The sequence below is a fragment of the Streptomyces sp. NPDC005393 genome, from assembly GCF_040606675.1.
In the GTDB taxonomy this organism is placed as follows: Bacteria; Actinomycetota; Actinomycetes; order Streptomycetales; family Streptomycetaceae; genus Streptomyces.
The window spans coordinates 48,341-60,492 of record NZ_JBEXFG010000012.1 but is presented as its reverse complement, the minus strand read 5'-3'; the positions used below and the strand labels follow the sequence as shown (position 1 = coordinate 60,492).

The following is a 12,152-nucleotide window of genomic DNA, read 5'->3' as shown; positions in this document are numbered from 1 at the left end:
CACATGCAGAAGACCGAGATCACCCAGTTCATCATCGATGCCCTGAACAACATGAACTACGACGTCTCGGAGGTGACCGGCGAGACCCCGCTGGGCCCGGCCGGGCTGGATCTGGAGTCTCTTTCCGTGGCCGAGATCGCGATACAGGTGGAAGACACCTACGGCGTGAAGTTCGACGAGGACGAGATGGAGACCGTCGCTCTGCTGACCGTCTCCGGCCTGGTCGACGAGATCATCAAGCGCGTGTCGGTCGTCCACGCCGACTGAGGGGCGTGCCTTCCTCACCCCACGGAACCAACCCCGTCATCGAGGAGCCACCCCGTGCAACCAACCAACGACCGCGCCCAATTGGCGGCCGACCCCGAACTGGGCGTCGGCAACGTCCTGGCGTCGCTGGTCGCCCGCGGCGCCGGGCTCGACAAACCGTCCCTGACCTTCGACACCGAGGTCGACGGGCACCCTGCCTGGCAGGCGCTCACCCTGCAAGAACTCGATCAGCGGGTGGCGGCGCGCGCGGCCTCCCTCCACGCGCTGGGCATCGCACCGCGCGACCCGGTCGCCGTCTACGTCACCACCGGCGCCGACATGGTGCTCAGCTACCTCGCCCTCGCCCGGATCGGGGCGATTCCCGCCCTGGTCAACGGGAAAATCCCCGGCGAGACCGCGGCCGAGTTCATCCGGCGGCTGCGCGCCGCCGGGGTCCTCACCGACGCGGCCCACCGCGCCGAACTGGCCCCGCACGGCCTCGATACGCCGCTGCTCCCGGACGTCTCCGGGCTCGGGGCAGCCGATCCGGCCGGCGCCCCCAGGCCCTACCGGCACCACGGGAACGAGCCGGCGGTCATCACCCACTCGTCCGGGACCACCGGCCTGCCCAAAGCTGTGATCCACTCCCACCACAGCCTCTTCGCCTCCATCCGGCACCGGCTCTCCCTGCCCAAGGGCCAGGGTCTGGACCGGATGCTCGGGGCCCTGCCGACCGCGCACGCGGCGACCGTGATCGCGGTCAACCTCGCACTGTGCAACCGCGTCCAGCTGGCGGTCCTCTCCCGGCAGAACGGCACCGCCGTTCTGGACGCGGTGGAGAAGTGGAAGCCGCAGAGCGTACTGGGCTTCGCCTCCACCTGGTCCGAGCTGGCCGCCGAGGACCTCTCCATCCGTGACCTCGACTCCGTGAACGCCTGGTGGAACACGGGTGACTGCGCGCACGAGGCGCATATCCGGCGGCTCGTCGCGGCCGGCAGCCGTAAGGCCGCCACCTCGCGGGGCATCGTGCGCGTCAAGGGCTCGCATTTCGTGGACGGCCTCGGCTCGACCGAGATGGGCCACTCGCAGTTCTTCATCACCCACACCCCCGACACCGACCGCTACAACCGGTGCATCGGCCGCCCGCACGCCTTCTCGGACGTCGCCGTGCTCGACGACGACTGCGAGCCACTGGGCCCCGGCGAGGTCGGGCAGCTCGGCATCAACGCGCCGACGCTGTCCCTGGGGTACTGGAATGACTCGGTCACCACCTACCGGACCCGCAGAAACGGCTACTTCCTCACCGGCGACCTCGTCTACCGCGACGAGGAGGGCTACTTCTACCACGTCGACCGCGCCGTGGACTCCGTACAACTCGCCGACGGACGGCGCCTGTTCACCGCCGTCAGCGAGGAACGCATCCTCGCCGGCTGCCCCGACGTGCTGGAGTGCACGGTCGTCGCCGTACGCGAGGACGACCGGGTGACCACCACCGTGCTGCTGATCCTCGACGCCAAGGCCGACCAGGACGCCGAACGCACCGAGCAGGTCCTGGCCGTGCTGGAGGACCATGTGGCCCAGACCGTGGACCGGGTCGTCGCCATCGACCCGGAGCGCCTCCCGATGGGCCCCACCGGCAAGGTCCGCAAGTCGCTGCTGCGCGACCGGTTCCTGGCCGGTGAACTGCTCGGTACCGGCGGCACGGCCCAGGCGGTGTCGCAGCCATGACCGCGACCGTATCCGCCGAGGGTGCCGTCATCACGGGCCTGGGCACCTTCACCGCGCTGGGCCGCGGCGCCGCTGACACCTTCGACGCCCTGTGCGCCGGCAAGACGGGGCTCATCGCGCCGCCCGCCGACCATCTGCTGGCCGGGTCCGTGGACGTCGCCGGCATCGCCCCGGACATCGAGGCGACCGAGGTGCTGCCCGCCGGGGAGCGGCTGGTCGACCGGTACGCGCTCATGGCCCTGGCCGCCGCCGACGAGGCCATCACCGACGCGGGGATCACCATCGGCGAGGACGTCGACCCGACCCGGGTCGCGGTCGTCCTCTCCAGCGGCGCCGGCGGCCTGACCACGTACGAGGACCAGACCCGAGCCCGGCACGAACGCGGACCGACCGCGGTCAGCCCGTATCTGCTGCCCGGCATGCTGCCGAACATGGCGGCGGCCCGGATCGCCATCAAATACGGCATCCGCGGCTGGAGTTCGGCGATCGCCACCGCCTGCGCGGCGGGCGCCCACGCCGTCGCGGAGGCGGCGCGGCTGATCCGCTACGGCGAGGCCGACGTCGTGGTCTGCGGCGGCGCGGAGGCCCCGCTCAACCCCACCTCGGCACTGGCCTTCAAGCACGCCAGGGCCCTGGCGCGCGGCTGGGAGGATCCGGCGGCCGCCAGCCGCCCGTTCGACCGGAGGCGCAACGGCTTCGTGCTCGCCGAGGGGTCCGGGGTGCTCGTCGTGGAGCGCGCCTCCCTCGCCGACGCGCGCGGTGCCGCCGGCTACGCGGACCTGCTGGGCTGGGGCGCGTCCACCGACGCGTACAAGCCGACCGCCCCGCGGCCCGACGGCACCGGCGCGGCCCAGAGCATGCGGGCGGCCCTGGCCTGTGGCGGTCTGACCGCCGGCGATATCGGGTACGTCAACGCGCACGGCACCTCGACCAGGCTCGGCGACCTCGCCGAGGCCCGCGCGGTGCGTGCCGTCTTCGGCGAGGACAGCGGTCCCGCGGTCAGCAGCACCAAGTCGATGACCGGTCATCTGCTGGGCGGCGCCGGCGCGGTGGAGGCCGTGGTCTGCGCCCTCGCCCTGAGCACCGGCCAACTGCCGCCCACGCACAATCTCGACGATATCGACCCGGCCTGCGAACTGGACCATGTCCGGGGCGCCGCCCGCGCTCAGCAGGCCGAGGCCGTCATATCGAATTCATTCGCTTTCGGCGGCCACAACGTCAGCCTGCTGCTCGGCAGGGCGACTACCCGCCTTAAACGGCATCCTCAATGAGGGGAGAGGACTTCCTTTGAAGATCGACGGAATAGATCATGCCGAATTCTATGTCGGCGACGCCCAGCAGTGGGCCTTCTATCTGTGCACCGTATTCGGATTCCGGCTGGCCGGTCAGGCCGGACCGGAAACCGGTCTGACCGGCCAGCGCTCGCTGCTCTTACGGCAGGGCGGCACCCGTGTTCTGCTGACTTCCGCACTCACGCCCGACCATCCGGCCGCCGAATATGTCAGGCGGCACGGCGATGGCGTGGCCACGCTGGCCTTCGAGGTGTCCGACGCGCAGCAGGCGTACGAGACCGTCATCGAGCGCGGCGCCGTCTCCGTCGAGAAGCCCGTGGTCCACTCACGCTGCGGCACCAAGGTCGTCACCGCCTCCGTACTCGGCTTCGGGGATGTCGCGCACCGCTTCGTCCAGCGGACCGGTGACGGCGACGAGTTCCTCCCGGGCCTGATGGACATGTTCACCGACGATCCGGAGCAGGCCGAGCCGCTGATCAGCGTCGTGGACCATGCGGCGGTGTGCCTGCCCGCCGGTCAGCTCGACGAGACCGTCTCGTTCTACGAGGAGGTGTTCGGCTTCTCGCAGATCTTCGAGGAGTTCATCGAGGTCGGCGAGCAGGCGATGAACTCCAAGGTGGTGCAGAGCCCCTCCGGGAAGATCACCTTCACCCTGATCGAGCCGGTGACCGACCGCAGGCCCGGCCAGATCGACGACTTCCTCACCCGGCACGGCGGCGCCGGCGTCCAGCACCTCGCCCTGCTGACCGACGACATCGTCAGCACCGTCGGTGCCCTCGAAGACCGTGGACTCACCTTCCTCAGCACCCCCGGTAGCTACTACGACGAGCTGAAGCGGAGGCTGGGCCGCACCGACGTGGGGATGGAGGACCTTCGCCGGACCAACGTCCTGGTCGACAGCGACCACTGGGGCCAGGTCTTCCAGATCTTCACCCGCTCCATGCATGTGCGCCAGACCTACTTCTGGGAGGTCATCGACCGGCACGGCGCCCGCACCTTCGGCAGCGGCAACATCAAGGCGCTGTACGAGGCGGTCGAGCGGGAAGGGGCCGATGTCTGAGCCGGTCCGGCCTCATCCCCCTTCCGCACACCTCCGCGGATCTTCCACACGCGACGCTCCCGGCACCCGCTCCAGGACACGCCGTACCGAAGGACTCTCCTTGACTTCCCATGCCTCCACGCCCTTCCAACTGACCGCATCGGAACGCGAACTGCTGCCCTCCGACGAGGACGTGGCACAGTACGCGGCCCACGGCTGGTACCTGAGCAAAAAGCTCCTCACCGACGAGGAGACCGAGACGCTCGAGGCGGCCAGCGAGAACTTCTACGCCGGCCACCGGGACCGCACCCTGCCGCGGCATCCTCCCAAGATCGCCTACTGGGAGCCGGACCAGGGCCCCGTGCAGCGGCACAACGACTACATCCACTACGAGGACGACACGATCGGCCGCATCCTGCGCAAGCCGCTGATCGGAGCGGTCGCCGCCCGGCTGGCGCAGGCGGACGAGATCCGGGTCTTCCAGTCCACCATGATCTACAAGCCGCCGCGGCCCGGGGAGCAGTCCAACATCGTTCCCTGGCACTTCGACCGGCACTACTGGTCGACCTGCTCCTCCGAGGACATGCTGACCGCCTTCATCCCCTTCCACGACTGCGACGAGGAGCTGGGCACCATCACGATGGTGGACGGCAGCCACCGGTGGAAGGAGACCGGCGGCAACGACGAGACCTCGCTGCACTTCGCCGAGCGGGAGCGCGCGCAGCTGGACCAGATGCTCCAGGAGAACGCCGACTTCAACAACGCCGAGCTGCGCAAGATCCCCATGAACATCCCGCGCGGCCATATGAGCTTCCACCACTGCCGCACCTACCACGGCAGCGGCGCCAACGTGGCCGACCGGCCGCGCCGCGCGATCTCCCTCCACCTCCAGGACGGCCCCAACCACTACCAGAACTTCTGGCGTTCGGACGGCGAGCAGGTCGCCTACAACCACGACGTCCTGGTGCGCCGCACCGCGAGCGGCGTCCCCGATTACTCCGATCCCGAGTTCTGCCCCGTGCTATGGCGCTCCTGACCTCCGGCGACATGGACCGACGGGAAACCGTGCTGCGCAGCGCCGCCGTGGTGGGTACCGGTCTGATCGGCACCTCGGTGGCCCTCGCCCTGCGGGCCCGGGGCGTGACCACCTATCTGCTGGACCGCGACCCGGAGGCGGCCAGCACGGCCGCCTCCCTCGGCGCGGGCATCGCGGGCGCGCCCCCGGCCAGGGTCGACCTCGCGGTGCTCGCGGTGCCGCCCAGCGCCACCGCGACGGCCCTCCACTCATGGCAGCGCAAGGGCCTGGCCGAGAGCTATACCGACGTCGCCAGCGTCAAGTCACGCCCGCAGGCCGACATGACGCGGCTCGGCTGCGATCTGCCCCGGTTCGTGGGCGGCCATCCGATGGCCGGACGGGAGTACTCCGGGCCGCTGGCCGCCCAGGCGGACCTCTTCCACGGCCGGACGTGGGTGCTCACCCCCTCCGCCTTCTCCGGCGACGCCGCCCTGAGCCGGGCGCACCGGCTGGTGGAGCTGTGCGGGGGCCGCCCGCTGGTGATGGACCACGCCGAGCACGACCGCGCGGTGGCTCTCACCTCGCACGCCCCGCATCTGATCGCCAGTCTGATGGCCGCCCGGCTGGCCGACGGCGAGGAGTCCGAACTGCGGCTGGCCGGGCAGGGGCTGCGGGACACCACCCGGATCGCGGCGGGCGACGCCGAACTGTGGGGCGACATCCTCGGCTGCAACGCCGGTGCCGTACACGACGTGCTCACGGAGGTGGCCAGCGATCTGGGCGAGGTGCTGGTCGCGCTGCGTCGGCTGTCACGGGAGGAGCCGGAACCGGACGGCAGCCCGGCCGACGGCCCGCCCGGCAGCCCCGCCGAGGAGGGCATGGCCGCGCTCCGGGCCGTGCTCACCCACGGCATCGAGGGCCGCGCCAGGATCACCGGCCGCGGCGCCGCGGTCCCCGGCCGAATCCTCGAGGAGCCGCGTCCGGCCGGCCTGGCCGGCCGGACGTGACCGGCGACCGACAACTCAGCGGAGACTGACCATGAACACCCGACGGCTAGACGTCTGCCTGATCGGAGGAGGCCCGCGTGGGCTCTCGGCTTTCGAACGGCTCTGTGCCAACGCCAAGGAGCTGGCGCCCGGTGTCCCGGTGACGGTGCACCTCGTGGACCCGTACCCGCCAGGGGCCGGGCAGGTCTGGCGCTCCGCCCAGTCCAGGCATCTCCTCACCAATACGGTGGCGTCCCAGACCACGGTCTTCACCGACGAGAGCGTGGAGATGGCGGGCCCGCTCGTGCCCGGTCCCAGCCTGTACGAGTGGGCGCGGTTCCTCACTCTGATGGGGCCCGAGGACGACCAGGTCTACGACGCGTGGGTGCTCGCCGAGGCCCGTGGCCTCACCCCGGACACGTACCCCACCCGGGCCTTCTGCGGGCACTACCTGGAGTGGGTGTTCCGGCGGGTGCGCAACACCGCGCCGCCCTCGGTGACCACGGTCGTCCACCGCACCCGCGCCGTCGCCCTGAGCGAGGAGGAGCCCGGCGGTACGCAGACCGTACAGCTGGAGAACGGCGACGTGCTGACCGGTCTGCACGCCGTCGTTCTGGCGCAGGGCCATCTGCCGCTGTGGTCCTCCGAGCGCGAGACGCGGCTGGCCGCCTTCGCGCAGGAGCACGGTCTGCGCTACGTGGCACCCGCCAACCCGGCCGATGTCGACCTGTCGGGCCTCACGGCCGAGGACCACGTCGCCCTCCTCGGGCTCGGGCTCAACTTCTTCGACCATCTGGCCCTGCTCACCGAGGGCCGTGGCGGCTCCTACCGGCGGCGGCCCGACGGAAGCCTCGCCTACGTCCCGTCGGGGCGCGAACCACGGATCAGCGCGGGATCGCGCCGCGGTGTGCCCTTCCACGCTCGCGGCGAGAACCAGAAGGGCGCACACGGCCGGCACCTCCCGCTCGTGCTGACCCCTGACACCATCGGCCGGCTGCTCGCCAAAGCCACGGCGGAGGGGGGTCTGGACTTCCGTTCCGACATCTGGCCGCTGGTCGCCAAGGAGGCCGGGACCGTCTACTACACGACGCTGCTCACCGCGCGCGGCCAGGAGGCCGAGGCCCGGCGGTTGCGCGCGGCGTACCTCACGGCGCCGCCCGGCAGCGAGGAGGAGCAGCGGGCCCTGGCCGACGCCGGTATCGAGGCCGTTGACCGCTGGGACTGGGAGCGGCTCGCCCGGCCGGACGCCGGGCGGACCTTCGGCTCGCCGGAGGAGTTCCGCACCTGGCTGCTGGAGCGGCTGCGCACGGATGTGGCGGAGGCGTACGCGGGCAATGTGCACGGGCCCCTGAAGGCGGCCCTGGACGTGCTGCGGGATCTGCGCAACGAGGTACGGCTGCTGGTGGATCACGGCGGGCTGACCGGTGCGTCCCATCGCGACCATCTCGACGAGTGGTACACACCGCTGAACGCGTTCCTGTCCATCGGGCCGCCCGCCCGGCGGATCGAGGAGGCGGTGGCGCTCATCGAGGCGGGGACGCTGCGCGTCCTCGGGCCCGGCACCCGGGCCCACGCCGACCCGCTGGAGGGGGCGTTCATCGTCGAGGCGGCGGGGGTGGCCGGCTCCCGGTGCCGCGCGACCGTCCTGATCGACGCCCGGCTCCCGCCCGTCGATCTGCGCTCGACCGCCGATCCGCTGCTCAGCGGGATGCTGGCCAACGGACAGTGCCGGCCGCATGTGGTGACCGGCGGGGACGGTACGGCGTACGAAACGGGCGGGCTGGCCATCACCGAGCGCCCCTTCCATGTGGTGGACGCGCACGGCCGGCCGCATCCGAGGCTGTTCGCCTACGGTGTGCCCACCGAATCCGTGCACTGGGCGACGGCGGCGGGGATACGCCCGGGCGTCAACTCCGTGACGCTCGGCGACTCCGACGCCATCGCCCGTTCCGTGCTCGGGCTGAGCGGCGCGGCGGACGCGGACGTCCACCCCGTCCAGGCGGTGGCGCAGTGACCGGGCCGTACGGAACCGGTGAGCCGGCCGCCGACTCCGGGCTGCTCAGCCCGGTCCGCGCCGGCACCTCGGCCGAGGCGGCGGCCTCCGACCACGCCTGGCTCCAGGCGCTGCTGGACGCCGAGGCCGGACTCACCCGCGCACAGGCGGAACTCGGTCTCGTTCCCCACTCGGCCGCCCGGACGATCACCGAACTCGCCCGGGCCGAGCACCTCGACGCCGTGGCCCTCGCCCGGCAGGCGCGGGGCGCGGCGAACCCGGTGGTGGCCCTGGTGCGGGCGTTCACCGAAGTGGTCGCGGCCAGGGACCCGGCCGCCGCCGAGTACGTCCACCGCGGGTCGACCAGCCAGGACATCATGGACACCGCCGCGATGCTGGTGGCCCGGCGGACGCTGGACCCGCTGATCGCGGACCTCGACGCCACGGCCGACGCACTGCGCGCTGTGCTGGCCGACCACCGGGACACCGTGATGCCCGGCCGCACCCTCGCCCTGCACGCCGTGCCGACCACTTTCGGGCTCAAGGCGGCCGGCTGGTACGAGGGGGTGGCGGGCGCGGCGGACCGGCTGCGCGCGCGGCGGCTGCCCGTACAGCTCGGCGGCTCCGCCGGCACCCTGGCCGGCTACACCGAATACGCGCGGATCCACCGGGAGGAGCACCCCGAGGCGCCGGAGCCGGACCGGTTCGCGGAACAGCTGATCGCCGCGTACGCCCGGCAGGTCGGCCTCGCCGAACCGGTGCTGCCGTGGCATACCGAGCGCACCCCGGTCGCCGCCCTGGGCGGCGAACTGTCTTTGGTGACAGGGGCCTTGGGCAAGGTGGCCGTGGACGTCCAGGCGCTGTCACGCACCGAGATCGCCGAACTCGCCGAGCCCGCCGCGGCCGGTCGCGGTGCCTCCTCCGCCATGCCGCACAAACGCAACCCGGCACTTGCCACCCTGGTACGTTCCGCGGCGCTGCAGGTGCCGGCGCTGGCGTCGGTGCTGACACACGCCATGTTGTCCGAGGACGAGCGGTCGGCCGGCGCCTGGCACGCCGAGTGGCTGCCACTGCGCGAATGCCTGCGGCTGACGGGGGGCGCCGCGGCCACCGCCCGTGAACTCGTCGAGGGGCTGCGGGTCTTCCCCGGCCGGATGCGCGACAACCTCGGCCTCACCGGCGGGCTCATCGTCTCCGAGCGGATGGCCGCCGTCCTGGCCCCGGCGCTCGGCAAGGTGACGGCCAAGGAGGTGGTCGGCCGGGCCTCGGCGCGGGCGGCGGACGAGGCGCGCCCGTTCGCCGCGGTGCTCGCCGAGGCGCCCGAGCTGTCCGGACACTTCACCGAGGAGGAGGTGGCGGCGCTGCTCGACCCGACCCGGTACACGGGGGCGGCCGAGGCACTCGTCGACCGCGCCCTGCGCGCGCGTCCGGGGCGCTGACGGCGCCTCGGCCGGCCATGACGTCAGAAAGTGATGGGCTAGACGTTTCCCGGCCCCACGCCGGGAGGATCAAGGAGGCGGTATGCGCACATCCCTCGTTCTCGGTGGCGGCATCGCGGGATTGCTGGCCGCGCGCGTGCTGAGCGACCATGCGGACGAGGTGGTCATCGTCGAACCCGACGATGTCGTCTCCGAGGCTCCCGCGCGGCGGCGCGGCGTGCCGCAGAGCGGACACTCCCACATTCTGCTCGGCCGCGGCAGGGAGATCCTCGGCCAGCTCTTCCCCGGCCTGTTCGAGCGGATGATCGCGGACGGGGCGCAGCTGCTGGATTTCGAGCGCGACGGCGGCTGGTTCGTCGACGGTCTGCGCCGCGTTCCGGTCCCCGGTGACGAGATGCTCAGCATGAGCCGCCCCTTCTTGGAGTGGCATCTGCGGCGCGCCGTGCTGGCTCTGCCGGGGCTGCGGGTCGTCACGGCGCGCGTCCGCGGGCTGACGATCACCGGCAACCGGGTCGACGGCGTGCTGACCGGCGGCCCCGGCGGCGAGGACGGGCAGCCCGAGCGGATCGCGGCCGATCTGGTCGTGGACGCCTCCGGGCGGAACAGCAGGCTCTGCGACTGGCTCACGGAGATCGGCTACCAGGGCCCGCCCAGGATCCGGGTGGGCGTGGACATCGGCTATGCGACCTGCTTCTTCCACCGGGAACCCGGGCAGCAGCTCGCCGGTTTCGGCGCCGCCCACTCCATGCGGACGATGCGCTACGGACGGCCGGGCGCCAGCTCCCTCAACCCGGTCGAGGGTGACCGCTGGATGGCGCTGACGACGGGTTTCGCCGACGACCGGCCGGGGCGCGGCTTCGAGGAGTTCACGGAGCGCTGCCTGGCTGATCCCGCTCCGCCGATGCACGAGCTGGTCAGGCGTTGCGAACCGATCGGGGACGTGGCGGTGTACCGCTTCCCCGCGAGCATGCGCCGGGACTTCCACCGCCTGTCCCGGTTTCCCGCCGGGCTGGTCGCGCTGGGCGATGCCGTCGCCTCGTTCAACCCGGTCTACGGCCAGGGCATGACCTCTGCGGCGCTGCACGCGCGGGCGCTCGGGGACTGGCTGCGCTCCGTACCGGACCTCGGCCGGCCGGCCGGGGCGTACTTCGGGCGGATCACCCGGATCGTCGACGACGCCTGGCAGACCTCCGCCGCGCAGGACCGGCTGCTGCCGCATGTCGCGAGCCGGCTGAGCCGTCGCGAGAAGGTGCAGCTGTTTCTGCGCGACCGGTTGATCGACGGTGCCGTCATCGACACGGAGGTCCACCGGCAGTTCCTCGATGTGGTGAACATGCGGGCCCGGCCGCAGCGGTTGATGCGCCCCTCGATCCTGATGCGCGCGCTGTGCGCACCGCGGCGGTGCCCCGTGACGCCGGAGGCGTAGCCCTCTACACTCGAACAACACCGAGCAACAGCACGATCGTTCGATCTGTTTTCTATGTCAACCAAAAGGAGGCCGCCGAGAATGTCGGACCGGACCTGGCTCGTCACCGGCACCTCGACCGGGATCGGCCGCGCGCTCACCGAAACCCTGCTCGACCGCGGCGACCGCGTGGCCGCCACCGTCCGCGACCCGGCGGCCCTCGCCCCGCTCGCCGCACACGCCGGTGACCGGCTGCGGCCCGTCACGCTCGATGTCACCGACCACGCGGGGATCGAACAGGCGGTGGACGAGACGTTCAGCGCCTTCGGCCGCGTCGACGCCGTGGTCAGCAACGCGGGCTACGGGCTCTTCGGCGCCGCCGAGGAGGTCAGCGACGAGCAGATCCAACGCCAGCTCGCCACCAATCTGCTCGGCCCCATCCGCCTGGCACGCGCGGTACTCCCCCGGTTTCGCGCCCAGGGCGGCGGTCGCTTCATTCAGCTCTCCAGCGTCGGCGGCCAGACCACGCTGCCGCATCTGAGCCTCTACCACGCCTCCAAGTGGGGGGTGGAGGGGTTCTTCGAGTCGCTCGCCGCCGAAGCCGAGCCGTTCGGCATCCAGGTCACGATCGTCGAACCCGGCACCGTGCCCACCGACTTCGCCGGCCGCAGCGGCGATGTCGCGCCGCCGCTTCCCGCGTACGCCGACACCCCGGCCGACCGGGTGCGCCAGGTGCTGGAGCAGGGCGTATTGCCCGCGCCCGGCGATCCGCGCAAGATCGCCCGGGCCATCGCCGACCTCGCCGCCCTGGAGCGGGCGCCGCGGCGGCTCGCCCTCGGCAGCGACGCGTTCGGGCTGATCCAGTCGGCGCTGCGGGCCCGGCTCGCGGAGCTGGAGGAGCAGAAGGACGCGGCGCTGTCCGCGGACGCCGATGCCCCCGCCGCGGACACACTGAGCAGCAACTGAACGTTCCCCCGTCCACACAGGAATTCAGAGGCAACCGGAGGCT

General features: G+C 72.0%; 10 protein-coding genes. All 10 read left to right on the top strand.

What is annotated here, in order from left to right; translation table 11 throughout:
• Positions 1–3 precede the first annotated feature (3 nt).
• The 10 genes from ABZS71_RS13400 (at position 4) to ABZS71_RS13355 (ending at position 12,109) form a co-directional block, all read left to right on the top strand.
• Positions 4–267 carry an acyl carrier protein gene (locus ABZS71_RS13400; protein WP_355853277.1) on the top strand — a complete coding sequence of 88 codons (264 nt, stop codon included), beginning with the start codon at positions 4–6 and terminating at the stop codon, positions 265–267.
• A gap of 54 nt (positions 268–321) precedes the next feature.
• Positions 322–1,974 carry a class I adenylate-forming enzyme family protein gene (locus ABZS71_RS13395; protein WP_356209653.1) on the top strand — a complete coding sequence of 551 codons (1,653 nt, stop codon included), beginning with the start codon at positions 322–324 and terminating at the stop codon, positions 1,972–1,974.
• Complete coding sequence (locus ABZS71_RS13390; protein WP_356209651.1) at positions 1,971–3,245, top strand: beta-ketoacyl-[acyl-carrier-protein] synthase family protein; 1,275 nt, start codon at positions 1,971–1,973, stop codon at positions 3,243–3,245. The genes ABZS71_RS13395 and ABZS71_RS13390 overlap by 4 nt, the downstream gene beginning before the upstream one ends.
• A gap of 16 nt (positions 3,246–3,261) precedes the next feature.
• Positions 3,262–4,326, top strand: coding sequence for a 4-hydroxyphenylpyruvate dioxygenase (gene hppD, locus ABZS71_RS13385; RefSeq protein ID WP_356209649.1), 1,065 nt, complete (start codon positions 3,262–3,264; stop codon positions 4,324–4,326).
• 100 nt (positions 4,327–4,426) lie between these two features.
• The gene (locus ABZS71_RS13380) at positions 4,427–5,341 is read left to right on the top strand and encodes a phytanoyl-CoA dioxygenase family protein (RefSeq protein WP_356209647.1); all 915 of its coding nucleotides are present in this window, start codon (positions 4,427–4,429) and stop codon (positions 5,339–5,341) included.
• Positions 5,342–5,352: 11 nt separating this feature from the next.
• The gene (locus ABZS71_RS13375) at positions 5,353–6,327 is read left to right on the top strand and encodes a prephenate dehydrogenase (RefSeq protein ID WP_356209645.1); all 975 of its coding nucleotides are present in this window, start codon (positions 5,353–5,355) and stop codon (positions 6,325–6,327) included.
• A 31-nt stretch (positions 6,328–6,358) separates the two neighbouring features.
• A complete protein-coding gene (locus ABZS71_RS13370) occupies positions 6,359–8,320 on the top strand; it encodes an FAD/NAD(P)-binding protein (RefSeq protein WP_356209642.1) in 1,962 nt (653 codons plus the stop codon).
• Positions 8,317–9,738: an adenylosuccinate lyase family protein gene (locus ABZS71_RS13365; protein ID WP_356209640.1), complete on the top strand. Its 1,422-nt coding sequence runs from the start codon at positions 8,317–8,319 to the stop codon at positions 9,736–9,738. Before ABZS71_RS13370 ends, ABZS71_RS13365 begins: the two co-directional genes overlap by 4 nt.
• 82 nt (positions 9,739–9,820) lie before the next feature.
• A complete protein-coding gene (locus tag ABZS71_RS13360; protein WP_356209638.1) occupies positions 9,821–11,164 on the top strand; it encodes an FAD-dependent monooxygenase in 1,344 nt (447 codons plus the stop codon).
• Positions 11,165–11,245: 81 nt separating this feature from the next.
• Positions 11,246–12,109: an SDR family oxidoreductase gene (locus ABZS71_RS13355; protein ID WP_356209635.1), complete on the top strand. Its 864-nt coding sequence runs from the start codon at positions 11,246–11,248 to the stop codon at positions 12,107–12,109.
• Positions 12,110–12,152 lie beyond the last annotated feature (43 nt).